Annotated in this window: 26 protein-coding genes; 14 read left to right on the top strand and 12 right to left on the bottom strand. The window is 56.2% G+C overall.

What is annotated here, in order from left to right; genetic code table 11:
* Positions 1 to 4: 4 nt before the first annotated feature.
* Together AC2FNR_RS12010 and AC2FNR_RS12015 are read right to left on the bottom strand one after the other, a co-directional pair.
* Positions 5 to 532, bottom strand: coding sequence for a GNAT family N-acetyltransferase (locus AC2FNR_RS12010; protein WP_496849195.1), 528 nt, complete (start codon positions 530 to 532; stop codon positions 5 to 7).
* A gap of 80 nt (positions 533 to 612) precedes the next feature.
* The gene (locus AC2FNR_RS12015; RefSeq protein ID WP_496849196.1) at positions 613 to 1,713 is read right to left on the bottom strand and encodes a PQQ-dependent sugar dehydrogenase; all 1,101 of its coding nucleotides are present in this window, start codon (positions 1,711 to 1,713) and stop codon (positions 613 to 615) included.
* A gap of 150 nt (positions 1,714 to 1,863) precedes the next feature.
* Between AC2FNR_RS12015 and AC2FNR_RS12020 the strand changes: the two genes are divergently transcribed.
* The 7 genes from AC2FNR_RS12020 (at position 1,864) to AC2FNR_RS12050 (ending at position 7,980) form a co-directional block, all read left to right on the top strand.
* Entirely contained in the window at positions 1,864 to 3,045 is a 1,182-nt protein-coding gene (locus AC2FNR_RS12020) for an ABC transporter substrate-binding protein (RefSeq protein ID WP_170354160.1), read from the top strand.
* Positions 3,046 to 3,172: 127 nt separating this feature from the next.
* Complete coding sequence (locus AC2FNR_RS12025) at positions 3,173 to 3,961, top strand: ABC transporter ATP-binding protein (RefSeq protein WP_170354159.1); 789 nt, start codon at positions 3,173 to 3,175, stop codon at positions 3,959 to 3,961.
* The gene (locus tag AC2FNR_RS12030) at positions 3,958 to 4,788 is read left to right on the top strand and encodes an ABC transporter ATP-binding protein (protein ID WP_496849197.1); all 831 of its coding nucleotides are present in this window, start codon (positions 3,958 to 3,960) and stop codon (positions 4,786 to 4,788) included. Before AC2FNR_RS12025 ends, AC2FNR_RS12030 begins: the two co-directional genes overlap by 4 nt.
* A 1-nt stretch (position 4,789) precedes the next feature.
* The gene (locus tag AC2FNR_RS12035; RefSeq protein WP_496849198.1) at positions 4,790 to 5,224 is read left to right on the top strand and encodes a hypothetical protein; all 435 of its coding nucleotides are present in this window, start codon (positions 4,790 to 4,792) and stop codon (positions 5,222 to 5,224) included.
* Positions 5,224 to 6,234 (top strand): branched-chain amino acid ABC transporter permease, encoded by a 1,011-nt coding sequence (locus AC2FNR_RS12040; RefSeq protein WP_480865512.1) that lies wholly within the window; start codon positions 5,224 to 5,226, stop codon positions 6,232 to 6,234. Before AC2FNR_RS12035 ends, AC2FNR_RS12040 begins: the two co-directional genes overlap by 1 nt.
* A complete protein-coding gene (locus AC2FNR_RS12045; RefSeq protein ID WP_496849199.1) occupies positions 6,231 to 7,544 on the top strand; it encodes a branched-chain amino acid ABC transporter permease in 1,314 nt (437 codons plus the stop codon). The genes AC2FNR_RS12040 and AC2FNR_RS12045 overlap by 4 nt, the downstream gene beginning before the upstream one ends.
* Positions 7,545 to 7,725: 181 nt before the next feature.
* Positions 7,726 to 7,980: a hypothetical protein gene (locus AC2FNR_RS12050; protein WP_247742620.1), complete on the top strand. Its 255-nt coding sequence runs from the start codon at positions 7,726 to 7,728 to the stop codon at positions 7,978 to 7,980.
* A gap of 35 nt (positions 7,981 to 8,015) precedes the next feature.
* Here AC2FNR_RS12050 and AC2FNR_RS12055 read toward each other — a convergent pair whose 3' ends face one another.
* Positions 8,016 to 9,557, bottom strand: coding sequence for a helicase HerA-like domain-containing protein (locus AC2FNR_RS12055; protein WP_496849200.1), 1,542 nt, complete (start codon positions 9,555 to 9,557; stop codon positions 8,016 to 8,018).
* Positions 9,558 to 9,994: 437 nt separating this feature from the next.
* Here AC2FNR_RS12055 and AC2FNR_RS12060 point away from each other — a divergent pair, with 437 nt between their 5' ends.
* Positions 9,995 to 10,591 carry an invasion associated locus B family protein gene (locus AC2FNR_RS12060; RefSeq protein WP_170751172.1) on the top strand — a complete coding sequence of 199 codons (597 nt, stop codon included), beginning with the start codon at positions 9,995 to 9,997 and terminating at the stop codon, positions 10,589 to 10,591.
* A gap of 57 nt (positions 10,592 to 10,648) precedes the next feature.
* On the opposite strand, the gene AC2FNR_RS12065 is transcribed toward AC2FNR_RS12060, so the two are convergent.
* From AC2FNR_RS12065 to AC2FNR_RS12080, 4 genes are read right to left on the bottom strand one after another with little or no spacing between them, the layout of a single operon-like run.
* On the bottom strand, positions 10,649 to 11,857 hold the full coding sequence (locus AC2FNR_RS12065; protein WP_496849201.1) for a beta-ketoacyl-[acyl-carrier-protein] synthase family protein: 1,209 nt from the start codon (positions 11,855 to 11,857) through the stop codon (positions 10,649 to 10,651).
* Between the two features lie 9 nt (positions 11,858 to 11,866).
* Positions 11,867 to 12,124 carry an acyl carrier protein gene (locus AC2FNR_RS12070; protein WP_170354151.1) on the bottom strand — a complete coding sequence of 86 codons (258 nt, stop codon included), beginning with the start codon at positions 12,122 to 12,124 and terminating at the stop codon, positions 11,867 to 11,869.
* A gap of 32 nt (positions 12,125 to 12,156) precedes the next feature.
* Positions 12,157 to 13,248 carry a UDP-3-O-(3-hydroxymyristoyl)glucosamine N-acyltransferase gene (gene lpxD, locus AC2FNR_RS12075; protein ID WP_170751168.1) on the bottom strand — a complete coding sequence of 364 codons (1,092 nt, stop codon included), beginning with the start codon at positions 13,246 to 13,248 and terminating at the stop codon, positions 12,157 to 12,159.
* A 33-nt stretch (positions 13,249 to 13,281) separates the two neighbouring features.
* Positions 13,282 to 14,883, bottom strand: coding sequence for a L,D-transpeptidase family protein (locus tag AC2FNR_RS12080; RefSeq protein ID WP_496849202.1), 1,602 nt, complete (start codon positions 14,881 to 14,883; stop codon positions 13,282 to 13,284).
* A 356-nt stretch (positions 14,884 to 15,239) separates the two neighbouring features.
* Here AC2FNR_RS12080 and mepK point away from each other — a divergent pair, with 356 nt between their 5' ends.
* Positions 15,240 to 15,809, top strand: coding sequence for a peptidoglycan L,D-endopeptidase MepK (gene mepK, locus AC2FNR_RS12085; RefSeq protein ID WP_170354148.1), 570 nt, complete (start codon positions 15,240 to 15,242; stop codon positions 15,807 to 15,809).
* 294 nt (positions 15,810 to 16,103) lie between these two features.
* Here mepK and rpsI read toward each other — a convergent pair whose 3' ends face one another.
* The 3 genes from rpsI to AC2FNR_RS12100 all read right to left on the bottom strand — a co-directional run bounded on the left by rpsI (position 16,104) and on the right by AC2FNR_RS12100 (position 18,620).
* Positions 16,104 to 16,589, bottom strand: a complete 486-nt coding sequence (gene rpsI, locus AC2FNR_RS12090; RefSeq protein ID WP_039535473.1) for a 30S ribosomal protein S9 — start codon at positions 16,587 to 16,589, stop codon at positions 16,104 to 16,106.
* A gap of 6 nt (positions 16,590 to 16,595) precedes the next feature.
* Positions 16,596 to 17,054, bottom strand: coding sequence for a 50S ribosomal protein L13 (gene rplM, locus AC2FNR_RS12095; protein ID WP_039536983.1), 459 nt, complete (start codon positions 17,052 to 17,054; stop codon positions 16,596 to 16,598).
* 162 nt (positions 17,055 to 17,216) lie between these two features.
* Entirely contained in the window at positions 17,217 to 18,620 is a 1,404-nt protein-coding gene (locus tag AC2FNR_RS12100; protein WP_496849203.1) for an aminotransferase-like domain-containing protein, read from the bottom strand.
* A gap of 99 nt (positions 18,621 to 18,719) precedes the next feature.
* Here AC2FNR_RS12100 and AC2FNR_RS12105 point away from each other — a divergent pair, with 99 nt between their 5' ends.
* A complete protein-coding gene (locus AC2FNR_RS12105) occupies positions 18,720 to 18,947 on the top strand; it encodes a DUF1127 domain-containing protein (protein ID WP_496849204.1) in 228 nt (75 codons plus the stop codon).
* Between the two features lie 57 nt (positions 18,948 to 19,004).
* On the opposite strand, the gene AC2FNR_RS12110 is transcribed toward AC2FNR_RS12105, so the two are convergent.
* On the bottom strand, positions 19,005 to 19,448 hold the full coding sequence (locus tag AC2FNR_RS12110; protein ID WP_170354144.1) for a PaaI family thioesterase: 444 nt from the start codon (positions 19,446 to 19,448) through the stop codon (positions 19,005 to 19,007).
* Between the two features lie 58 nt (positions 19,449 to 19,506).
* Here AC2FNR_RS12110 and AC2FNR_RS12115 point away from each other — a divergent pair, with 58 nt between their 5' ends.
* From AC2FNR_RS12115 to gluQRS, 4 genes are all read left to right on the top strand, one after another.
* On the top strand, positions 19,507 to 20,292 hold the full coding sequence (locus AC2FNR_RS12115) for an enoyl-CoA hydratase (RefSeq protein ID WP_496849205.1): 786 nt from the start codon (positions 19,507 to 19,509) through the stop codon (positions 20,290 to 20,292).
* A gap of 257 nt (positions 20,293 to 20,549) precedes the next feature.
* The gene (trmFO, locus tag AC2FNR_RS12120; protein ID WP_496849206.1) at positions 20,550 to 21,890 is read left to right on the top strand and encodes a methylenetetrahydrofolate--tRNA-(uracil(54)-C(5))-methyltransferase (FADH(2)-oxidizing) TrmFO; all 1,341 of its coding nucleotides are present in this window, start codon (positions 20,550 to 20,552) and stop codon (positions 21,888 to 21,890) included.
* Positions 21,891 to 21,927: 37 nt separating this feature from the next.
* Positions 21,928 to 22,542, top strand: a complete 615-nt coding sequence (locus AC2FNR_RS12125) for a class I SAM-dependent DNA methyltransferase (protein WP_353389689.1) — start codon at positions 21,928 to 21,930, stop codon at positions 22,540 to 22,542.
* Positions 22,539 to 23,417 (top strand): tRNA glutamyl-Q(34) synthetase GluQRS, encoded by an 879-nt coding sequence (gluQRS, locus tag AC2FNR_RS12130; protein ID WP_496849207.1) that lies wholly within the window; start codon positions 22,539 to 22,541, stop codon positions 23,415 to 23,417. The genes AC2FNR_RS12125 and gluQRS overlap by 4 nt, the downstream gene beginning before the upstream one ends.
* Here the strand turns inward: gluQRS and hisI are convergent.
* Positions 23,403 to 23,792: a phosphoribosyl-AMP cyclohydrolase gene (hisI, locus tag AC2FNR_RS12135; RefSeq protein ID WP_496849208.1), complete on the bottom strand. Its 390-nt coding sequence runs from the start codon at positions 23,790 to 23,792 to the stop codon at positions 23,403 to 23,405. The genes gluQRS and hisI overlap by 15 nt on opposite strands.
* Positions 23,793 to 23,836: the final 44 nt, after the last annotated feature.

Here is a 23,836-nt window from a genome sequence, read left to right on the forward strand (position 1 = left end):
GGGCTTACAGGGTCTTAGCAAAGTAGTGTAGATGCGGCCTCAGCATGGGCTGATCCAGATAGGTGGTCGTCTCGATGGGTTCGGAAAGTTCTACAAATCCCAATTTCGGATAGAGGTTCCGCATCTCGATATTCGGCGTAAGCGTGTCGGCCACCAGGCGCTTTAGTCCCAAGGAACGCGCCGCGTCCTCTCGCGCTTGAATCAAGGCTCGCCCTGCACCTGTGCCGCGCGCAGTTTCGGTCACGAACACCCGTTTCAATTCACCAGTTTCCTGATCCAGACGTTTCATCATGCCGCATCCTATGATCTGACCTGTGCGGTCTCTCGCCAGAACCAGGCACCCGCTCGGCGGTAGATAGTCATCCGACCGCGCCCAAAACTCTGCCAATGCGCTTTTCGGAGCAGCCGGGTCTATTTCAAACCCCATGGCCGTCATGCGTTGAACGATCAACGCATAGTACTGAGACAGGATTCCGTTCAGCTCCTCGTGATCTGGCAGGTCGTCACACATTTCTATCGAGAAGTCGCGCAATGGACAGCACCCTGATATGACCCTGATGCCCCAAAACAAGCCTGGTTCAGGGTCAACAGTCAAGGATCGAGGCCAGCACCCTATGTGTCAGGCGAAAGCCGGAAAACCGCTCCTTGTCCCACGGAAATGAACCAGATCGTTCCGTCCGGTGCTTCGACGATATCCCGAACGCGTTCCGTTTCGGGGCCTTTGATCTGTTCGACTTCTTTCAGGGGGGCACCTGTTAGTCGGGCGATATAGTCGAACTTAAGCGATCCAACGAAAATATCCCCTGCCCATTGCGGCCACAGTTTTCCCGAATAGACCAACAAGCCAGACGGAGCGATGGACGGATCCCAATAGTGACGCGGCTGCTCCATTCCGTCCTTGGCGGTGCCTTCGCCAATACTTTGTCCGGAATAGTGCTTTCCGTATGAAATCACGGGCCATCCATAGTTTAAGCCGGGGCGGATCAAGTTCACTTCGTCGCCACCGCGCGCACCATGTTCCGATGTCCAAAGCTGGCCTTGGGCGTCCAGCCCCGCGCCTTGTGGATTTCGGTGCCCATAGGACCAAATCTCGGGCCGAATATCGGCTTGGCCCACGAACGGGTTATCCGCGGGGACAGAGCCGTCGCGATTGATGCGGACCACCGTACCAATATGGGTCGTCCTGTCTTGCGCCTGAGGACGATCACCGCGATCTCCGATTGTGACGAACAGTGTCCCGTCCGTCGCTTCGACCACCCGCGAGCCGAAATGGCGACCGCCCGAGCCTCCGGGCAGCGCCTCAAAAATCACCCGCAGGTTCGTCAAACGATCTCCACTTTCCGACAAACGAGCCACGGCAAGTGCAGTGCCAGCACCACCCCGCTGTGATTTTGAAAATGTCAGGAAAATTTCACGGCTCTGGTCGAAATCCTTTGGTACCGTGACATCCAGCAACCCGCCCTGCCCGTTCGCAACCACTTTCGGAACGCCGCGCACGGGGTTGGCTTTTCCTTCTGCGACATACAACAACTCACCATCCCGTTCGGTCACGAGAAATGCGCCGTTGGGCAGAATGCCGATGGCCCATGGCGTATCCAGGTCCTCGACCATCGTGTCGACCTGAACATTCCCGGCGGAGGTTTTCAGCGTATCCGCCAAAGCGGAACCCGTGCCGAACATAAAAACAAGAATCGCAAATACCCGAACCGTCATGTTTTTCACCTTGGAACCGCTGTGTTAGCACTAAGAAAACAAATAGGTTTCCTCTCGACAAAAACACGTTTTCGTTAGGACTTTTCTTTTCCGAACAGCTTGCCTAGGGTCGTGACCAGAACGAATACGTTCACAATAGGGAGTAACCATATGAAAAAGCTGCTTACTGCAACTGCAGCATCCGCTCTGCTGGCTGGTCCGGCACTGGCCGAAGACATTTCGCTGGGCGTTCTGTTTGGCTTCACCGGCCCGATTGAATCGCTGGCCCCGGCCATGGGATCGGGTGCCGAGATGGCGATGGCCGAGGTCACTGAATCCGGCAAGCTGCTGGATGGCACCAAAGTAACCGCGTCGCGTGCAGACACTGGCTGTATCGACAATGGTTTGGCCACCTCGAACGGGGAACGCATGATCGCGGATGGCGTTGCTGGCATCATTGGCGGCGATTGCTCGGGCGTGACCGGCGCGATCCTACAGAACGTCGCGATCCCGAACGGCATGGTGATGATTTCGCCGTCGGCGACCTCGCCCGGCCTGTCGACCATGGAAGACAACGGCCTGTTCTTCCGCACCGCCCCGTCGGACGCGCGTGAAGGTCAGGTGATGGCGGACATCCTGAATGACCGTGGCATCAGCTCGATTGCTTTGACCTACACCAACAACGACTACGGCAAGGGTTTGGCAGACGCGATCCAGTCCTCGTTTGAGGCGTCAGGTGGCGAAGTGACCATCGTTGCCGCACACGAAGACGGGAAAGCCGACTACTCGGCCGAAGTGGGCGCTCTGGCCTCGGCCGGTGGCGACATTCTGGTTGTCGCCGGTTATCTCGACCAAGGTGGTCTGGGCATCATCCAGTCGGCGCTGGACAGCGGTGCGTTTGACACATTCGGTCTGCCCGGCGGCATGATCGGTGACTCGCTGCCCAACAATGTTGGCCCCGACCTGAACGGTTCGTTCGGTCAGATCGCCGGTTCGGGTGGTGAAGGTGCTGAGAAGTACTTTGCCATGGCCGAAGCTGCAGGTTTCGACGGTTCGTCGCCTTATTCGCCGGAAAGCTATGACGCGGCTGCGCTGTTCATGCTGGCGATGCAGGCGGCCGGATCCACCAACCCCGCTGACTACGGTGCGAAAATAATGGATGTCGCCAATGCGCCGGGCGAAAAAATCTATCCCGGTGAGCTGGCCAAGGGTCTGGAACTGCTGGCCGCAGGTCAGGACATCGACTATGTCGGCGCGTCCGGCGTTGAGCTGATCGGCCCCGGTGAAAGCGCAGGCTCGTACCGCGAGATCGAAGTGACCGACGGCGAGAACAAGACCGTTAACTTCCGTTGATCGACACGTATAAGTCATAAAAACAAGCAGCCCGGGCCTTGTGTCCGGGCTGTTTCAATGACAAAAGCCCGCACCATTCGTACAGGGATGTGGCAACAACGCCGGAAAACGGCGGCTAGGGGATAAGATGATCGTCGTCGAAGACGTGCACAAGCATTTCGGCGGGTTTCATGCGGTGGACGGGGCATCGCTGGAAATCCAAAAGGGCTCGATCACCGGTCTGATCGGACCGAACGGGGCCGGAAAAACCACTCTGTTCAACGTGATCGCGGGCGTTCTGCCGCCGACCAGCGGGAAGGTCCATATGGATGGTGAGGATATCACCGGCTTGCCCCCGCATGAGCTGTTTCACAAGGGCCTGCTGCGCACCTTCCAGATTGCGCATGAATTCTCTTCGATGTCCTGCCGCGAGAATCTGATGATGGTTCCGGGTGCGCAATCGGGTGAATCGCTTTGGAACACGTGGTTCGGCCGTAAGCGCATCGCCGATGAAGAACGCGCTTTGAAGGCCAAGGCCGATGAGGTGCTGGAGTTCCTGACCATCGAACATCTGGCCGATCACAAGGCCGGTCAGGTCTCGGGCGGGCAGAAGAAACTGCTGGAACTGGGCCGCACCATGATGGTCGACGCCAAGATCGTGTTTCTGGACGAAGTTGGCGCGGGCGTTAACCGCACCCTGCTGATGACCATCGCCGACACGATCCTGCGCCTGAACAAGGAACGCGGCTATACCTTCGTGGTCATCGAGCATGACATGGATTTCATCGGCAAGATCTGCGACCCGGTCATCTGTATGGCCGAGGGCAAGGTGCTGGCCGAAGGCACTCTGGATCAGATCAAGGCCAATGAGCAGGTGATCGAAGCTTATCTGGGCACCGGCCTCAAGAACAAAGACAAGCTGGAGGCGGGCGCATGAGCGACAACCCCTACCAGGACGACAAGGGCAACAAGGACGCCTCGATCACCAATACGCATGGTGTCGGCACCATGACCCCCGCCCATCGCACAAGCGGTGAGACGCACAAGGTCGAAGGCGGCCCCTTCCTGATCGGCGACACCATGACCGGCGGGTATGGCAAGGGTCCAGACATCCTGCACGACTGCACCATCGCCGTGGAAAAGGGTGAGATTGCGGTAATCGTCGGCCCCAATGGCGCGGGCAAATCCACCGCGATGAAAGCCGTGTTCGGCATGCTGGACGTGCGCTCGGGCGCGGTGCGGCTGGATGGTGAGGACATCACCAACCTCAGCCCACAAGATAGGGTGATCCGCGGGATGGGCTTTGTGCCGCAGACCTCGAACATCTTCACGTCGATGACGGTAGAAGAAAACCTTGAGATGGGCGCTTTCATCCGCCGCGACGATATTTCGGGAACGATGGAGCAGGTCTATGACCTATTCCCCATCCTGCGCGACAAGCGCAACCAAGCGGCGGGAGAGCTGTCGGGCGGCCAACGCCAACAAGTCGCCGTTGGCCGCGCGCTGATGACCCAACCTAAGGTGCTGATGCTGGACGAACCGACCGCTGGTGTCTCGCCCATCGTTATGGATGAGCTGTTTGACCGGATCATCGAGGTCTCGCGTACCGGGCTGCCGATCCTGATGGTCGAACAGAACGCCCGTCAAGCGCTGGAGATCGCGGATAAGGGATATGTGCTGGTTCAGGGGCGGAACGCCTATACCGGCACGGGCAAAGAACTGCTGGCCGATCCTGAAGTACGTAAGAGTTTCTTGGGGGGGTGAGGTGAGAACCGTATTGATTGTCGTATTTACCTCTTTTTGCAGTTCAGCATGGGCAGCCCCCTGCATACTGCAAGAAATCTGCACAAACGTGGAGAACTGTGAGGGCGATGAGTTCACGCTTGAACTATTGGGCACACCTCCCGAGCGAATAAAAAGTAGCTTCGGAGATTATTCAGTCGATAGGATCGCCAGAGCAGGCGAGATCACCTCGAAAATTCGCTTGTCCGATGGGCAAGAGTGGACCGCCACTTCACAAAACGATTTGCTGACAGCGTTCCGGGTCGAAGGTGATAAACACGAGTATATGTATGTGACAAAGACTTCGACCACCGAACTATCAGTGACGTTTCTAACCCAACCGCTGCGCTATGCCGACTATACGAAAGCTAACAACGGACGACGCGCATTCTCAGGCAAATGCGAGCAGGAGTTTTAATGGACTTCCTCAACGCCCTTGTGGCGCTCTCCAACTTCGTTCTAGTTCCCGCAATCGCCTATGGCAGCCAGTTGGCGTTGGGCGCTCTTGGGGTGACGCTGATCTATGGAATTCTGCGGTTCTCGAACTTTGCCCATGGCGACACGATGGCCTTTGGCGCGATGATTGCGGTTCTGGTCACGTGGGGCCTGCAGGCCGCTGGGGTCAGTTTCGGACCGCTGCCGACCGCTCTGCTGGCCCTGCCCTTTGCCATTCTGGGATGCATCGTGCTGGTGCTGGTCACCGACCGGTTGGTTTACCGCTTTTACCGCGAACAAAAGGCCAAACCGGTCATTCTGGTGATCGTGTCGATGGGGGTGATGTTCATCATGAACGGCGTTGTGCGCTTCATCATCGGCCCGGATGATCAACGCTTTTCGGACGGCGCGCGGTTCATCGTCTCGGCGCGTGACTTCAAAGCGATGACCGGCCTGCGTGAAGGGCTGGCGATCAAGACCTCTCAGGGTATTACCGTGGTCGTGGCCGTTGTCGCCGTGGTGCTGCTGTTCTGGTTTCTGAACAAAACGCGCACCGGCAAGTCGATGCGGGCATATTCGGACAACGAGGACTTGGCGTTGCTGTCTGGCATCAACCCGGAACGCGTGGTGATGATCACATGGATCATCGTTGCCGCGCTGGCGACCACTGCAGGTGTGCTCTATGGCCTCGACAAAAGCTTCAAGCCCTTCGTCTATTTCCAGCTTCTGCTGCCGATCTTTGCCTCGGCCATCGTGGGTGGCTTGGGCAACCCACTAGGCGCCATCGCGGGTGGCTTCATCATCGCGTTTTCCGAAGTGACCATCACCTATGCGTGGAAAAAGGTACTGACCTATCTGGCCCCTGAAAGTCTGGAGCCTTCTGGATTGGTCCAATTCCTGTCCACCGATTACAAATTCGCCGTCAGCTTTGCCATCCTGCTGATCGTGCTTCTGTTTAAGCCCACGGGCCTGTTCAAGGGGAAAGCGGTATGACCGAGCCCGTCAAAAACACACTGCTTTTTGTGGTCGTTGCCAGCCTGATCCTGCTGTCCGGTTTCACGCAAAGCTGGAACTCGGCCATATTGATCCTGAACATGGGGCTGATCTCGGCCATCATGGCGATCGGGGTAAACCTGCAATGGGGATTTGCCGGTCTTTTCAACGTCGGCGTCATGGGGTTTGTGGCCTTGGGCGGGTTGGCGGTTGTTCTGGTCTCGACACCACCGACACCCGGTGCGTGGGTCGCAGGTGGGTATGGGGTCATACTGTCGCTGGTGCTGGGTGCCGCGACCGTGGTTGCGGCCGTCGTGACCGCCCGGAAATTACCAAAAGGTCGGGTTCAGACACTGACGATTGTGGCCATACTCATTGTGGGGTTTTTTATCTACCGCGCGGTATTTGACCCCAATGTCGCAGCGATCGAGGCGATCGACCCGGCCGTAGCGGGTAACATCGGCGGCTTGAACCTGCCGGTCCTGATCGCGTGGCCTGCTGGCGGTCTTCTGGCAGCCGGGGCAGCCTGGTTGATCGGAAAAACTGCACTGGGGTTGCGATCCGATTATCTTGCCATCGCGACCTTGGGGATTGCCGAAATCGTCATCGCCGTCATGAAAAACGAGGATTGGCTGGCCCGCGGCGTCAAGAATGTCTACGGCATTCCGCGCCCGGCACCTGTGGTGGGATATGAGGTCGAATTGCAAGCAGATCCCGGTTTCATCGCTCGCGCCGAATGGCTGGGTCTTGATCCCGTTACTGCCTCGACGCTTTCGGTCAAGCTGGGCTATTCGCTGCTGTTCACCATAGTGCTGCTAGTGCTGCTATGGATGGCGCAGATGGCGCTGAAAAGCCCATGGGGCCGCATGATGCGCGCCATTCGCGACAATGAAGTCGCGGCCGAAGCGATGGGCAAGGACGTCACGCGCCGGCACCTGCAAATCTTTGTTCTTGGCTCTGCAATCTGTGGCATCGCTGGCGCAATGATGACCACCCTGGACGGGCAGCTGACACCGGGCACCTACAACCCGCTGCGTTTTACCTTCCTTGTGTGGGTCATGGTGATCGTCGGCGGTTCGGGTAACAATTTCGGAGCGGTTTTGGGCGCGTTCTTGATCTGGTTCCTGTGGGTTCAGGTGGAACCCATTGGTCTTTGGCTGATGAACCTGATCACGTCCGGAATGCCAGAAGGAAGTGCGCTGAAAGCCCACTTGATCGAAAGTGCCGCGCATATGCGCCTGTTCACTATGGGGCTGATATTGCTGATCGTTCTCAGGTTCAGCCCCCGTGGCCTCATTCCGGAAAAATGATCACTTCATCTTGAGAGGCACTACAATCACGCCCGATTTCGGGCGTGATTTCTTGATTTACCCGCCTCTCCCGTCTAGAGCACGTTACACACCATGCGGCCCCAGGAAAATTTCCGGTGTTTACCGGAATTTAGACAAACCGCTTGAGACTGCGACCAAACACTCACAATAAAGAGTTCACATGATTATGACACTAGCCAAACCAATCCTTTTTCTGACGCTGATCGCTGGGCTGACAGGGTGTGTTCCAAGCCCAGAAGATTTTGAAACCACCCCGGTGAAAATCCAGACGCCCGAAGGTGAAATCACCTGTCAGCTTTATCGCCAGGATCGCGTGAACTGGGACCGGGCCATTGATTTCCCCGCGACCAAGCTGACGGTTCCTCAGGCCGATGCCTATTGCAAGCAGGAAGGCCAGCGCCGACTGAAAGGGTGACCCTTCGGCCGGGAAAGCAGCCTGTTTTCCCGGTTTTACCTGCTTTTGAATAAACCCCCAAGAATTCCGCGGACAATACGCCGGCCAGTGGTTCCTTTCAGCTCTTTGATGACAGCTTCACTCATGGCGGTCGCGAACGTGTCTTTCTTGCGCGATACTCGGGAAGATGAGCGTCCAACACGACTGCCTGAATATCTGCGGGCTGTTGCGAACTCTCGCTCGGCTACGGACTTGGTTTCGATCTCTTCCTCGGCCTGTTGAGCCGCCTCAGCAGCGGCATCCGCCCGTGACTGCAAAATCTCGAACGCCGACTTTCGGTCTTTCAAGTCGCGGTATTTCTGTTGCATGGGCGAAGCATCAATGAGCGTTTGCCGCTCGGCTGAGGTAATCGGCCCAAGGTGAGTCCCTGGCGGGCGGATCAGCGTGCGCTCGACAATTCCGGGCACACCCTTTTTTTGCAGCATCGAGGTGACAGCTTCGCCGACGCCGACTTCACGAATTGCTGCCTCGGTGTCGAAGGCGGGGTTTTCTCGATATGTCTCTGCGGCCAGACGCAGATTTTTCCGATCCCGTGCAGTGAACGCACGCAGCGCATGTTGAACGCGGTTTCCAAGCTGCCCAAGAATATCCTCGGGGATGTCAGCAGGGTTCTGCGAGATGAAATACACTCCCACACCTTTGGATCTGATCAGGCGTGCGACTTGCTCGACCTTGTCGACAAGGATCTTTGGCGCGTCTTCAAACAGCAGATGCGCTTCGTCGAAAAAGAACACCAGCTTAGGCTTTTCGGGGTCGCCGACCTCGGGCAGTTCCTCGAACAACTCGCTGAGCAGCCACAGAAGGAATGTCGCATAAAGGCGGGGCGACCCCATCAGCTTGTCCGACGCCAGAATGTTGACCATCCCCTGCCCCTGTGCGTCGGTGCGCATTAAATCCGCCAACTCGAGCGCTGGTTCTCCAAACAGATTGGTCCCGCCCTGATTTTCAAGCACCAAGAGGCGTCGCTGAATAGCTCCGATCGATGCCGTCGAGACATTTCCGAACCGAAGTGACAGTTGCGACCGGTTCTCGCCGATCCAAACAAGCAACGACTGCAGGTCCTTCAGGTCCAAAAGGGGCATTCCTTCATCGTCTGCCACTCGGAAAGCTATATTCAGGATGCCTTCCTGCGCCTCACTCAGATCCATCAGGCGGGACAAAAGCAGCGGGCCCATTTCGGTCACTGTTGTACGGACCGGATGGCCCTGCTCGCCGAACAAATCCCAAAAGGTAACCGGGCAAGCGCCGTAGACGTAATCCGTAAACCCAATACGCTCGGCGCGTTCCTGAAAAGCCCGGTGAAGCTTATGAGTTTCGCTTCCCGCCTTGGCCAACCCGGACAAATCCCCTTTGACGTCGGATAGGAAAACGGGAACGCAGGCTTGCGAAAATCCCTCGGCCAAAATCTGCAACGTCACTGTTTTGCCAGTTCCCGTCGCTCCGGCGATCAGGCCGTGCCGGTTGGCGTATTTCAATGCAAGGGCCTGCGGCTGCCCATAATCCTCACCACCACCGCCCAAGAAGATACTGTTTTCCATAGATTTTCAGCCTTGATTTGCACCGATCTGTCCTCACCATACAAATTTAACATTTGCCTGCGATAGTCTAATCGCTGCCTTCGCGTTTAAGCGCGTGGGCGGCAATCTTCCTCCCTGTCGACTGGCCGCGCCTTATGGCGCGGCTTTTTTGGACAAATCACGCTTTTGAGATTAAAATTTCAGGTTAGCAGTTGACCGTTGCGCTCCCCTTTCGTAACGTCTGCGCATAACTAAGTCGGCCAGTCCGACGGGGAGAAAATTCTATGAAAGGGAGCCGCTCCACCGGCTCCCTTTCTACATCTGGTGCTGGTTTCACGATATCGTACAAACCGGCAAAAATCCGACCAGATTGTCGGCTTGGTCCACCTTAGCGACTGACACTGCCGATCAGGGATGGTAGACGAGAAAAAAAGATCAATCACCTGACCGAGGCATTCATGATCAAGAACACTCTATCTTATAGCTTGCTTGCGACCGCACTCTGGTGCGGTGCTACTTTTGCACAGGAAGCCGCGCAAGACAGCGAAACGCCACAAACACAGGTCGGAAGCGATCTGGACCTGGGCGAAGCCGGCCCGCGCGTGGGCGAGCAATATGTCAAGGAACAATCCGGCGACTGGGATATCACTTGCCTGAAGACAGAAAACGGAGACGATCCCTGCTTGATGCGTCAGGTTCTGAACGGTCAAGAAGGGCAGCCCATTGCGGATATCACGGTCACCAAACTGCCCGAAGGTTCCGCCGCGATTGCCGGCGCAACCGTTCTTGTCCCTCTGGAAGTTCTTCTGCAGGCGCAGATTGCGCTATCAATAGATGGTGCCCCAGGCCGCCGCTATAATTACCACCACTGCAACCCTGTGGGTTGTCTGGCGCAGCTAGGGTTCACGCAAGGCGATGTCGACGCGATGAAAGCCGGAAGCAAGGCCGTGCTCTCGCTGGTATCTGTGGTAGCGCCGACGCAGTTGTTGGAACTAGAAGTTTCTCTGGCCGGGTTCACTGCCGGATTTGACGGACTGCAAGCGCAGCAGAATTGATACCCGATACAAAAAAGAGGCGGCTTTTCAGATCAGCCGCCTCGAATGTTTAGTGCCTTAGACCTGCTTCAATGCCAGCACAGCGTTCAGACCGCCGAATGCAAACGCATTGCTGAGCGCGACATCAACCTTAGATTCTCGCGCCTCGTTTGGGACTACGTCCAGTGCGCATTCAGGATCGGGTTCTTCGTAGCCGATAGTCGGAGCAATGACGCCGTCGCGCAGCGCCATTATACAGGCCAACAACTCAACCGCACCGGTTCCGCCGATCAAATGGCCATGCATGGACTTGGTGGATGAGATCATCAGATCATCCGCATGCGGGCCGAATACATCCGCAACCGCTGCGCATTCTGTTTTGTCATTGGCCGCTGTTCCGGTGCCGTGGGCGTTGATATATCCCACTTGATCCGCATTGATACCCGCATCGGACAAAGCACCCGAAATCGCACGTGCAGCCCCTTGTTTACTGGGCATGACGATATCGGCCGCATCCGAGGTCATGGCAAAACCGACCACTTCGCACAGGATGTCAGCGTCGCGCGCACGTGCGTGTTCGTATTCTTCAAAGACAAAGACGCCCGCGCCTTCGCCTTGGACCATTCCGTTTCGGTTGGCACTAAAAGGACGGCAGGCATCTTTGGACATCACCCGCAGCCCTTCCCATGCCTTGACCCCGCCAAAGCACAGCATGGATTCCGCGCCACCGGTCAACATCGCCGGGGCCGCTCCGCTGCGGACCATCTGAAACGCCAACGCCATTGCATGGTTGGACGATGCACAGGCTGTCGATACGGTAAAGCTGGGCCCCTTGAGGTTATGCTCCATCGAAACATGGCTGGCTGCCGCGTTGTTCATCAACTTGGGCACGACGAATGGATGAACCCGGTTCTTACCATCCTCATAGACCGAGCGGTAATTGTCATCCCAAGTCGATACACCGCCCCCAGCGGTTCCCAGAACAACGCCTGAACGCGCGGCCAAGTCGCCGTGGAACTCGATGCCAGACTGTTCGATCGCCTCTTTCGCAGCAGTCAGAGTGAATTGCGTGAACCTGTCATACAGGCTCATTTGTTGACGGTTAAAACGGCCCTCGGCCTCGAACCCGCGGACTTGACCGCCAATTTTGATGGCCAGCCGTTCGACGTCACGAAACTCGAGGTCCGAAATGCCGCAACGCCCTTCGCGCATCGCCTCAAGCGTCGCGGGAACGGAATGGCCTAACGAGTTGATCGTTCCGGCCCCGGTAATAACAACGCGTTTCATGATCCTGTGTCAGACCTTTTCCGACACGAGTTTTTCAATGCCCGCAATGATTGCCGCCACGTTCGAGATGTCAAAATCGCTGGCCGACGGTTCGTTCGCATTGAACGGGACCGAGATGTCAAACTCTTCCTCGATGGCGAAAATGCTCTCGACCAGTCCAAGGCTGTCGATTCCCAGATCCTCGAGCGTACTATCGGGCGTCACATCCGAAGGTTCCAGCACGGCCTGCTCGGCGATGATGGCGATGACGCGGTCGGTGATGCTCATGTCGATCCTCTGATTATCACATTGAGGATGATTTAATCGCTCGGCGACTGTTTGAAAACAGCCTTTTTCAGCGCCTCGACGTCACGCGCCATGCGCGGCAAACGCCGTTGAGCTTTGTATACGTCCGTATGAGTTTCCATCTTGATACCCGGATACCCCATGATCACACGGCCTGCTGGTACGTTGGACAAGATTTTTGTACCGCCGCCCGAAATCACCCCGTCACCGATAAATATGTTGTCGGCAACGCCGGTCTGACCGCCCAGAACAACATTATTTCCAATATCAACCGATCCAGATACGCCGGTCTGACCGCACAGAAGGCAATCGCGACCAACCCGCGTATTGTGGCCGACATGCACAAGGTTATCCAGTTTTGAGCCATCGCCGATCCGGGTGTTCCGGATTGTGCCATTGTCCACGGTGCAATTCGCTCCGACCTCGACATCATCCCCAATCTCGACGGCACCAAGCGAGTGGATGCGCAGCCAGCTTTGCGCGCGCGCATCGCCCTTGTCGCCCATAGTCTTGCGTACGTTTTCGACGTCCGAGACCTCGGGGGTCACAAAGCTGAACCCGTCCCCGCCAATCCGTGCGCCTGGTTGCGCGATAAAACGGTCCCCAATGACAGCACGGGCCCCTATGCTGACCATCTCGCGCAGCAAGGCGTTTTTGCCGAGAACAGCGTCCATACCAACGACGCAATGGCTGCCAATCACTGAACCATCGCCGATCTTCGCACGCGCTCCGATCACTGCGAGAGGGCCAACCGATACATCTTCCCCTAGCTCTGCCGACGGGTCGACAACGGCTGAGGGGTGAATGCCCGGTTCAATCCCCTGCCCGCGATCCAACATCGCAGTAATACCAGCCATGGCCATACGAGGGCGTGGAACAAAGATCGCGGCGGACAATCCCAAAGCCTGCCAATCGGCCCCTTCCCACAACACCGCCGAACGGGCCGCTCCGCCACCAAGTGCCTCGGCATATTTGGGTGACATTGCCATTGCCAGATCATTCGGGCCCGCATCTGCGGGTTCCGCGGCGCGTTGGATCGTCAGCGATGTGTCGCCCTCGCAGGTCGCGCTCAAAGCGTCGGAAATCTGCTGGATGGTATAGTGCATGTCGGGTTCCCCGGATTAAGGATAACCCGGTGATTACCCCTGAACGTCCGGCAGGGCTACCCCTGCTTTCTGCAGAGCCTCCCAGATTTTCTGATCGCGGCCGTAAACGTCACGGCGATACTGCACATCCCCTTTCGGGCCGATATAGGCCGTCCGGTAAATCAAATGAACCGGCACGTGCTGTTTGAGCGGAACGGTTGTTTCCTTACCGGTGGACAAAACACGTTGAAAAAATGCTTTGGGATCTTCTTCCTGCTTGGCCAGCAACGCATAGGCAAACTCGAACGGTTGGGCCAGCCGGATGCACCCATGCGAGAACGCGCGCGTTTCCCGGGCAAACAGGCTTTTCTGCGGCGTATCATGAAGGTAGATGTTGTACTGGTTGGGGAACATGAACTTCACCAACCCCAACGCATTGCTTTGGCTGGGGGGTTGACGCATCGCGAATGGGAAGTTCCGTGCCGTGTATTGCGAAAAATCAACTGCACCACGATCGACCTGACGACCACTGCGATCTGTAATGTGGATATGATTAACTGCATTCGGGTTGGATTGCAGTTGCGGTAAATATTCCTTGGTGATGATCGAGCGCGGCACATACCAGCTGGGATTGATCACCATATGCTCCATCTCATCCGAGAATTCTGGGCTCCGACGATCGTGAACATTTTTGCCAATAACAGCGCGGGTTTCAAAGGTTACCAGCCCACCATCCACAATTTTGGCGGAAAAATCCGCCTGATTTACCAGGATATGACGCTGTCCCCTCTCGCGGGGCAACCAGCGTTCGCGTTCGAGCGCAACATATACGGATTTCAGACGGTCTGACGCGCTTCGGTTCAACTCAGTGATCGTGCCCTGCCCGGCCACCCCATCCGACGCGAGACCATGCGCGGTTTGGAAAGCCTTCACTGCTGCAAGTAGTTCTTTGTCAAACTTGGGGCTTGCCGACGGTTTCATATACCCCATCGTGATCAGCCGATTGCGCAGCTTGATGACGTTTGGCCCGGTGTCACCGAATTCCAACTTGTCGATGGGCACACCAGCGCCCCATCCGCCCTGATCCACCAATGTCTGCAGGGCTAGCTTTTGCTTCATCAATGCGCGGTATTGCGCAGTCTGGGGCGGCAAACCGTCTATATAGGACGCACCGCCAGCAATGACGCCGCGCAAGTGATCCTTGGTTGATCTTCTCTGGACTTTACGCACCAGACCGTCGTCAATTTCGGAAGGGCGCAACGCCCCCGAGTACATGTCATTTGCATAGCGAACAAAAGCACGGGTCAACGAGATCTCGATTGCGCCGATTTCGCGCAGAGAACGAGCATTTTCCATTTTGGCCATAAGGCCCTGCGCGCCATATTTGTCTTCCGGCAACCCGTGTAAATGTACCGAAGTCAATGCCCGCATTAAATGCGCGCGGCGCGTTTGGTGTTCTTTCGACGTCCCTGTCCAGATTGGCGCGAACCCGGTTTCTCGATAGAAGTCCGCAATACCAGATCCCGCAGGTGCAAACTCGGCAACGGCCATTTGAAAGCTGGTCGCAGGCGCACGTTCCGCATGCGCAAAGCTGACAGATGCGGTCACACAAGCCGCGACTACAAAACCGGTATAAGCACGAAAAAACGTTCGCATGGGATGACCTTGACTAAACAATGACTTATGCGTCGCACTGGACGCGTTCAGACAATATGGTTTTCCTCATAACCTTATGTCCATTCACAAATACCTCAATTTGACGCTTCTTTATCCGCGTGATGCGCGTTTGCATCGGACACCCAAAAACCGAAGTAACCTGCCCTAAGTTTAAACAGAAAAGCGTCATCTGCGCAAAAAACTGCCGAAAATTCCCCCTTGAAAAGATGAATATGAAAGACTTCTTGGCGCTCTTCCGCGACTGTGCCATAAATTCGCCACCTGGGATGGGAAAAAATTAAGAACGCGCGCGTAACATCGTGTGCAGGCAGGAACAGTACGGGACGAAACATAAAATGACTACGAGCAGTTCCTCGGGCATGACCCGGCGGGCCCTATTGGGCGCATTTGCGGCAACAGCAGTGGTTGCAGCACCGACATATTCAAACGCAGCAGGTTTCCTCCGCGGTGGCGGCGATATTCGTCGTATCCGTATGTATTCCGGTCGCACAGGCGAGCGGATCGATATGATATATTGGGTTGATGGCAAGTACATCAAGGACGCTGTCAAAGAAGTGAACCACTTCATGCGTGACTGGCGGACGGACCAAGTCAAAGACATGGACCTGCGCACTATCGACATCATGGCCGCTTCGCATAATCTGCTGGACGCAAACGAACCTTATATGCTGCTGTCGGGATACCGGTCGCCACAGACAAATGCTATGCTGCGGTCTCGCTCGCGTCGCGTGGCAAAGAACTCCCTTCACATGAAAGGCCAGGCTGCAGATTTGCGTCTTGCTTCTCGGTCGGTTTCGCAGATGGCGAAGGCTGCGATTTCATGCCGTGCGGGCGGTGTCGGTAAATACTACCGTTCGAACTTTGTTCATATGGATTGCGGCGAGGTCAGGTCCTGGGGCGGTTGATACCTGCTAAAGACCATGTCTTCTCTAGCTGGCAGGCGCGATTCTTTCGCGCCTTTGTCTTTGCCGGGTCATCCAACCGAGATACCGACCAAGTGTTTGGCCTGAATTGTTCTGGTTGACGTAAAATCGGCCCCGTTGCGCCTTTTTCGACGCTACAAACAAGTTACTTGCCGATGATTCAGCGCGGGGGTGCTGTCATCTGCACATCGAAAACCGGCCACACCTCGCAAAAGGTTTCGACAAAAAAACGGCCGCAATTTCTTGCGACCGTTCGGAATTCGGAGTTCGAAACGATTAACGCTTCGAGAACTGGAACGAACGACGCGCTTTGCGCTTACCGTATTTCTTACGTTCCACAACGCGGCTGTCGCGGGTCAGGAAGCCAGCGGCTTTCAGAGCGCCACGCAGGCTGGGATCGTACAGCTGCAGTGCCTTCGAGATGCCGTGCTTGACCGCACCGGCCTGACCGGTCAGGCCACCGCCTTTGACGGTTGCAACAACGTCGAACTCACCTTCTACACCGGCAACCTGGAACGGCTGGCGCAGGATCAGCTGCAGAACGGGACGCGCGAAGTACTTGTCCTGGTCTTTGCCGTTCACGGTGACCTTACCGGAACCCGGCTTGATCCAAACGCGGGCAACAGCGTCTTTACGCTTGCCGGTGGCGTAGGAGCGGCCCAGCTCGTCACGCACGGGTTCACGCACGATGACTTCTTCGGCTACGGTTTCAACGCCTGCGACGGCGCTCAGCTCTTCGAGAGTATTGATCTGATCAGCCATCGGTCATTAGCTCCGGGTGTTTTTCTTGTTCATGGACTTCACGTCCAGAACTTCGGGCGCTTGCGCCTCATGGGGATGCTCGGCACCGGCGTAAACGCGCAGGTTGGTCATCTGCTGGCGTGCCAGACGGTTGCCCGGCAGCATACGCTTGACCGCCTGGGTCACGACGCGCTCGGGGTGTGCACCTTCCAGGATTTGCTGTTTGGTGCGCGACTTGATGCCGCCCGGGTGGCCAGTGTGCCAGTAGAAGTTCTCTTCGCGCTTCTTGCCGGTCATCTGGATTTTGTCAGCGTTGATCACGATGACATTGTCGCCCATGTCCATGTTCGGGGTGAACGACGCTTTGTGCTTGCCACGCAGGCGCATGGCGACGATCGAGGCAAGACGGCCCAGAACAACGCCCTCAGCGTCGATCAGGATCCATTTCTTGTCGATGTCTGCAGGTGTTGCAGAAAAGGTTTTCATGGCAGGATAGTCCTGTTTGATGTGAAAGACCGCCCCAAGTCAGAGCGGTCCGAATTCGATGGAGCGTATGTAGAGGGGAGTGTGGCGCAGGTCAACAACAGCAATGTCTTTTAAATCAAGCAATAACAGAGACTTATAAAATAGGTATTATTTTACCCCAATCTAAACGCTGATTTGCTCGGGCGGATTGTCTAGTAGGTTGCGCAGGCGTTGCATTGCGTCCTCGAACCTTTCCAATGAGACATGGCCGTTCATTGCAATACGCACTGCGTTCGGCGCACGACCATCCCGTAAAGCAAATTCATCAGCCGAACGCAGTTGGATGCCTTCCCGCTCCGCCGCACGACTGAACGCTGCGGCGCGCCAACCGGAGGGCAGGTTTAGCCAGACAAAAGGCACGTCCGGTGCCCAATTCAGGTCAAACCCTCCCAAAGCATTCACAGTCACGCGAACATATTCACCCATTTTCAGTCGAACATCGCGTGCAATGCGCCGCGTGCGGGGGTCGGACAACATTAACCGAGTTAACTCGGCAAGCGGCTGCGCAAGACCGAAATAACCGTATTCAGCCGACCGACGCAGATCTACACTTCGTTCGCGCGGCGCAATAGCGAAACCAACACGCAGCGCGGGCGTCAGCGTCTTGGAGATGGAGGACACGTGCCACCCCCGCTCTGGTGCAAGAGCGCGATAGCTGGGTTCACGCGCTTCGCCCATTCGGTAGCAATCATCCTCGATGATTTGTAGATCAAAGCGTCGCGCGACTTCGACAACCTCTTTCCTTCGCTCAAGTGGCGTATGCGCGCCGGTGGGATTTTGCACTTCAGGAGACACGCAAACAGCCTGGGCAGGGTTCTGGCGCAGAACGTGCTCCATTGCGCTGGGGTCGATTCCCCACTTGTCCATCTTTACGCCGACCACTTCAGAGCGCATGAGTTCCCCGGCTCTGCGGAATCCCGCGTAAGACAAGTCTTCCACCAAAACGATGGGCTTGGGTCCTCGCAGGATGGTTTGGAAGACAAGGCAAAGGCCGTTCTGCCCCCCGTGCGTAAGTACAATGTCATCATGGGACAATGCGCCCAAGGGCAGATCTGACAACCACTCGACCACCGCCTGACGCATGGGTTTGTAAGCATCTCGGGTGGGATAGTTCAGAAACAATCCCGGATCCGCATGCGAAACTTTTTGCAAGCACTCGCGGATCAGGGCCACTTGCCCCACATCGGCTAAGCGTGGGCTGAACAGGCTGACATTTGCGCTATACTTGTCCTCGCGCAAATGCAGTTGCCGTGCCCAAACGTCGTCCAGTATCGGCGATTTTGGAGGGGCAACAAATGTACCACGCCCCACCTCGGCATGCAGCAACCCCTCATCGGTCAGAATAGTATAGGCGCGCGCCACAGTGCCCGGTGTGATTTGTAACCGATACGCCAGCTCCCTTACCGGAGGCAACTTGGCTCCGACTTCCAGTAAATTGTTATCAATAGCTTTTCGAATTGTATCGACCACCAGAGTATACTTGGGGCCCTTGGATTTCGGCAGTGATTCCGGCCAAATTGTATCCATTACAATTCTTCCTTTGATTTTAACACAATGTGGAATGTATCAATCACACATACCGAACATATTACGTTTGTGTCAATACAATTTGAAAGGATACCCAAGATGACACGCGCAATGCACACCCCCGCCCTTTTGTTGCTGAACGACAGCCCTCGGCTGCCGCTGATCGCATCGCTGGCCGTGCAGTTTGCGGCGACTGTCACCAAGTGGGAGCGACAGCGCCGCAGCAGGGTAAATTTGTCAAAGCTGGATGATCGGTTGCTGCGTGATGTCGGGTTGACCCGCTATCAGGCCGACCGCGAAATCAATCGCCCGTTCTGGCACGGGTAACAAATCCCCAGTCCCATTTGGGACCTCTTCCTTGGCCGGGCTTGACCCGGCCATTTTTTATCCGAATGCTGCTGCAGCCGAGCCTTCTGGGGGCAGAGAATAAGTCATTGTCGCACGGGCCACAGGTTTATCTGAGCCCTCTGAAAACATCAGCACATCACCAACGGCCAAAGTTTTTCCAAGTTTCAGCAAGGTGCAATGTGCGATCATGTCCCGCGCTCCATCTGGTTTGCGCATAAAATCCATCGAGCAACCTGTCGTAACAGCCAGAGACTGTCGGCCTTTGCGTGCAAGAATAATCGCGTAAACGCAGACATCCGCCAGACCGAACATCGACGGACCCGACACAGTTCCCCCCGGCCGCAAATGACGGTCTTCAACAACCAGCCGCATGGTGATTTTGTCTTCGGTCAGATCTTCGACTACGAAATCGCGATGAACTTGCGGAAAGATCTGATGCATGTAGTCGCTTAACTCTTCCCGGTTCAGAACCAATGACATACTTCCCCTCCTCGATTTGCCGACCTAGAGTTGGCCCCACATCAGATCGGAGGGCAAGATGGGAATTCTGGAACGTCGCGACACGGGTGCGGTTGCAAGGTTGAAAATGAACGCACCAGAGCGGCTTAATGCCCTGAGCGACGAAATGCTGACCGCCTTGCAGGTTGAGTTCGACACGTTGCGCGAAGACCAGACGATCCGCGCTGTGATCCTGTCGGGCGAAGGCAAAGCGTTCTGCGCAGGGCATGACCTAAAACAAATGACTGACGGTCGTCAGAGCGAAGACGGAGGCAAAGCGTATTTCCAGGATCTTTTTGCCAGATGCGCGCGAATGATGTTGTCGATCCTGTCCCTACCCCAACCCGTCATTGCGCAGGTTCATGGTATTGCGACCGCGGCCGGGTGCCAATTAGTGGCCACCTGCGATCTTGCCGTCGCCGCCGAAGGTACAAGGTTTGGCGTAAATGGGGTAAATATCGGGTTGTTCTGCTCAACGCCGATGGTGGCGCTCAGTCGCAATATTCCGCGAAAGCAGGCGTTTGAAATGCTGACGACAGGCGATTTCATATCCGCTGAGCGCGCAACAGAGCTTGGGCTGGTCAACCGCGTCGTCCCTGAAATGCTGCTTGAACACGAAAGTCAGGCACTGGCGGAAAAGTTGGCAGACAAGCTTGGGTCGGCGGTCAAGATCGGCAAACAAGCTTTTTACCAGCAACTCGATATGCCAATCGAAAAAGCCTATGACTATGCCGGTGAGGTAATGGCGCAGAATATGCTGCATCGGGATACCGAGGAAGGAATATCAGCATTTATCGAAAAAAGACCGCCAAATTGGCAGCAATAACGCAAATGTTCTTAAGTATTTTATACACTGTTCGCATTTTTGGACTTTTCAAAAGGGCAACACTGTGGCAATGCTGAGACAAGGCTAAGGCCGAATTACGTATTTTGGGTCGCCGTAGGCGGAAGGTCCCTCCGAGCTGGTCTCTCTCACCAGCGTTGACATTCCCGCAGCGGCGACCCCAAAATTTCCCAGAAAATGTAAGAGCTCCGCCCCATGAGGGTTTGCGTTGCTTTGTGCTGTGCCCTATGTGGCAGCGCATGACACAGAAATTGCATATCGTGGGCGGCGGCATGGCCGGGTCCGAGGCGGCCTGGCAGGCTGCGGAAATGGGCGTTGACGTGGTGATCCATGAAATGCGACCCAAAGTGGGCACCTTTGCGCATCAGACTGGAAATCTGGCCGAAATGGTGTGTTCGAACTCGTTCCGGTCCGACGATGATGAGCAGAACGCTGTGGGTCTGTTGCATTGGGAAATGCGGGCAGCCAACGGATTGATCATGACAACCGCAGACACTCATCGCTTGCCTGCGGGCGGAGCGTTGGCCGTGGACCGCGACCCTTTTGCCGAGTCTGTCACAGACAAGCTGCACGCCCATCCACGTGTCGAAGTGACCGGAGAAGAAGTTACTGCCCTGCCCGATGACGGCCACTGGATCATTGCAACCGGTCCACTGACCTCGGCCGCGCTTGGCGAGTCGATCCGTTCTGAGACAGGGGCCGAGTCACTGGCGTTTTTCGATGCAATTGCGCCTATCGTCTACGCAGACAGTATCGACATGAGCAAAGCCTGGATGCAGTCACGATATGACAAGGGCGAGACCGAGGAAGAGCGGACCGCATATCTCAATTGCCCCATGGACCGAGACCAGTACGAGGCATTCATCGACGCTCTGCTGGCTGCCGATAAGACCGAATTCCACGAGGGCGAAACGGCGGGCTATTTCGATGGATGTCTGCCGATCGAAGTCATGTCTGAGCGTGGCCGGGAAACGCTGCGCCATGGCCCGATGAAGCCGGTCGGTCTCACCAACCCGCATCAGCCCGAGGTCAAGCCGCATGCGGTTGTACAATTGCGTCGGGACAATGCGCTGGGGACGTTGTTTAACATCGTCGGCTTCCAGACCAAGATGAAATACGGCGCGCAAACGGACGTCTTTCGGATGATCCCCGGGCTTGAGAATGCCAGTTTTGCCCGTCTGGGCGGCATTCATCGCAACACGTTCATCAACTCCCCAACCCTTTTGGATGAGCAGATGTGTTTGAAATCACGTCCCAATATCCGGTTTGCGGGGCAGATCACCGGTGTCGAAGGTTATGTCGAAAGTGCAGCCATGGGGTTGTTGGCAGGAAGGCTCGCCGCAGCCGAGATGCTGGGTCGCACCCTTCCGGACGTTCCGCAGGACAGCGCCATGGGGGCCTTGATCCACCACATCACAGGTGGGGCCGAGGCCAAGACGTTTCAGCCTATGAACGTGAACTTCGGCCTGTTCCGTCCTGTCGACGGTCTTAAGGGCGGACGTCGGGGGCGCAAAGATCGCTACAAGGCTTATACGGATCGCGCCAAGGCGGCTTGGACTGACTGGCTCACCCAATGCTGACTGGACGTGTGACGCTGAACAAGCCTAACATGGTGATATGAGCGATGATTATCTAAAGGACGTCTATGGCCTCGACACGCCCGAGGCCACGCGCGATCACTATCAGAAATGGGCCTCATCCTATGATTCAGAAGTCGAGGCGCACGGGTATGCAACCCCCGGCCGCGTGGCCGAGGCGCTCTGGTCCAAGCTTCCCGAACCTCAGACGCCAATTCTGGATTATGGATGTGGAACTGGCCTGTCTGGCGAGGCCCTGAACGCTGTCGGATTTCAGGTGATTGACGGCATCGACCCAACGCCGAAAATGCTAGAAGGCGCAAAGGCCAAAGGCGTTTACCGAACCCTAAGCACTTTTGATATCGCGGATCCAAACCCGTTGAAAGTCGGAGGCTACAAAGCCATCGCGGCAATCGGTGTAATAAGTGTAGGCGCCGCGCCGCCCGAGACGTTTGATATGCTGATGAATGCTTTGCCCACAGGCGGTCTACTCGCATTCTCCTTTAATGATCATACGCTTGAGGATCACACCTATACCTGCCGTCTGAACGATTGGCTTGATATGGGGGCCGCTCGGCTGCTATTGCGCGAATATGGTCCGCACCTTCCTGGAATGGACCTTAAATCCGACGTCTACATTGTTGAAAAAGCGTGACATTCACAACCAGGTTTGCACCTTCTCCGACCGGCCCATTACATCTTGGGCATGCCTATTCGGCACTGCTGGCCAGCGATATGGCTACGGATCAGCAAGGCGTATTCCTGTTGCGGATCGAAGATATCGACCGATCCCGCTCTAGAACGCATTGGGAAGATCAGATTTATGATGATCTTGAGTGGCTTGGATTAAGCTGGCCAAGCCCGGTTCTGCGTCAGAGCGAACGCCTGCACGTATATGAAGCAGCACTTGAGGACCTCTGGTCGCAAGGCCTGCTGTATCCTTGCACATGTAACCGCAGGGATATCGCCGCAGCCGCCAGCGCACCGCAGGAGGGTGCTCCTCTCTTAGGGCCGGACGGGCTTATCTATCCCGGAACCTGTCGTAACGCAGCCATTCGGACGGGTGCTATACCTCGAAACGTTCCTCTGCGATTGGATATGGAACAAGCCGGTCGGGTCGTCCCCCCCGAAATCGAGATGAGTTTCCTGGAAACCGGCTTTGGACTGAACCGTGAAACCGGGCAAATTTCATTCAGCCGGGCAGATTTGGTTAATACGATTGGAGATGTCGTTCTCTCGCGCCGAGATATGGGTACGTCTTATCACCTATCGGTGGTTCTGGATGATGCCGAACAGGGAGTAACGCGGGTCGTGCGTGGGCGCGATCTGTTCGAGGCAACTCGAATCCATATTCTTCTACAAATGCTTCTGGGGCTGCCGCGCCCCTCTTATCACCACCACAGCCTGATCCGTGACGATATCGGTAAAAGACTGGCCAAGCGGGATGATGCCCGCGCTATTTCCAAATACCGGGCTGATGGAGCCAGCCCGGAAGACATTCGTGAGATGGTGGGCCTACGCCATCGGTGACATCAGCTCGACCTCGTCACCGTCACGAACTGCAGTGTAAAAACAGCTGCGCCTGTTCGTGTGGCAGGCCGGTCCCGTTTGTCGCACGACGACCAGCAGGCAATCCCGATCACAGTCGACGCGAAAATCAACCAACTCCTGCACATGGCCTGAGCTTTCGCCCTTGATCCAGAAGGATTGCCGGGATCGAGACCAATAAGTTACGCGCCCGGAGGACAGCGTTTTTTCAACCGCCTGCATGTTCATCCAGGCCATCATCAACACCTCGCCCGAGTTTTCGTCCTGGGCAATGGCGGGGATTAAACCGGCCTCGTTGTATTTTAAGGTGGAAGGGTCGAAGGCGACTGTTCCTGTCATGGTAAAAACCTTTTGCATCCCGATGGATGCTGACTATGTATGGGGAACAGTCAATGAGGGAA

The organism is Ruegeria sp. SATB045 (genome assembly GCF_059613525.1).

Coding starts and splice junctions, on each gene's coding strand:
- AC2FNR_RS12015 (WP_496849196.1), bottom strand. CDS start 1,713: ATGACGGTTCGGGTATTTGCGATTCTTGTTTTTATGTTCGGCACGGGT.
- AC2FNR_RS12020 (WP_170354160.1), top strand. CDS start 1,864: ATGAAAAAGCTGCTTACTGCAACTGCAGCATCCGCTCTGCTGGCTGGT.
- AC2FNR_RS12025 (WP_170354159.1), top strand. CDS start 3,173: ATGATCGTCGTCGAAGACGTGCACAAGCATTTCGGCGGGTTTCATGCG.
- AC2FNR_RS12030 (WP_496849197.1), top strand. CDS start 3,958: ATGAGCGACAACCCCTACCAGGACGACAAGGGCAACAAGGACGCCTCG.
- AC2FNR_RS12040 (WP_480865512.1), top strand. CDS start 5,224: ATGGACTTCCTCAACGCCCTTGTGGCGCTCTCCAACTTCGTTCTAGTT.
- AC2FNR_RS12045 (WP_496849199.1), top strand. CDS start 6,231: ATGACCGAGCCCGTCAAAAACACACTGCTTTTTGTGGTCGTTGCCAGC.
- AC2FNR_RS12050 (WP_247742620.1), top strand. CDS start 7,726: ATGATTATGACACTAGCCAAACCAATCCTTTTTCTGACGCTGATCGCT.
- AC2FNR_RS12055 (WP_496849200.1), bottom strand. CDS start 9,557: ATGGAAAACAGTATCTTCTTGGGCGGTGGTGGTGAGGATTATGGGCAG.
- AC2FNR_RS12060 (WP_170751172.1), top strand. CDS start 9,995: ATGATCAAGAACACTCTATCTTATAGCTTGCTTGCGACCGCACTCTGG.
- AC2FNR_RS12065 (WP_496849201.1), bottom strand. CDS start 11,857: ATGAAACGCGTTGTTATTACCGGGGCCGGAACGATCAACTCGTTAGGC.
- AC2FNR_RS12070 (WP_170354151.1), bottom strand. CDS start 12,124: ATGAGCATCACCGACCGCGTCATCGCCATCATCGCCGAGCAGGCCGTG.
- lpxD (WP_170751168.1), bottom strand. CDS start 13,248: ATGCACTATACCATCCAGCAGATTTCCGACGCTTTGAGCGCGACCTGC.
- AC2FNR_RS12080 (WP_496849202.1), bottom strand. CDS start 14,883: ATGCGAACGTTTTTTCGTGCTTATACCGGTTTTGTAGTCGCGGCTTGT.
- mepK (WP_170354148.1), top strand. CDS start 15,240: ATGACTACGAGCAGTTCCTCGGGCATGACCCGGCGGGCCCTATTGGGC.
- rpsI (WP_039535473.1), bottom strand. CDS start 16,589: ATGGCTGATCAGATCAATACTCTCGAAGAGCTGAGCGCCGTCGCAGGC.
- rplM (WP_039536983.1), bottom strand. CDS start 17,054: ATGAAAACCTTTTCTGCAACACCTGCAGACATCGACAAGAAATGGATC.
- AC2FNR_RS12100 (WP_496849203.1), bottom strand. CDS start 18,620: ATGGATACAATTTGGCCGGAATCACTGCCGAAATCCAAGGGCCCCAAG.
- AC2FNR_RS12105 (WP_496849204.1), top strand. CDS start 18,720: ATGACACGCGCAATGCACACCCCCGCCCTTTTGTTGCTGAACGACAGC.
- AC2FNR_RS12110 (WP_170354144.1), bottom strand. CDS start 19,448: ATGTCATTGGTTCTGAACCGGGAAGAGTTAAGCGACTACATGCATCAG.
- AC2FNR_RS12115 (WP_496849205.1), top strand. CDS start 19,507: ATGGGAATTCTGGAACGTCGCGACACGGGTGCGGTTGCAAGGTTGAAA.
- trmFO (WP_496849206.1), top strand. CDS start 20,550: ATGACACAGAAATTGCATATCGTGGGCGGCGGCATGGCCGGGTCCGAG.
- AC2FNR_RS12125 (WP_353389689.1), top strand. CDS start 21,928: ATGAGCGATGATTATCTAAAGGACGTCTATGGCCTCGACACGCCCGAG.
- hisI (WP_496849208.1), bottom strand. CDS start 23,792: ATGCAAAAGGTTTTTACCATGACAGGAACAGTCGCCTTCGACCCTTCC.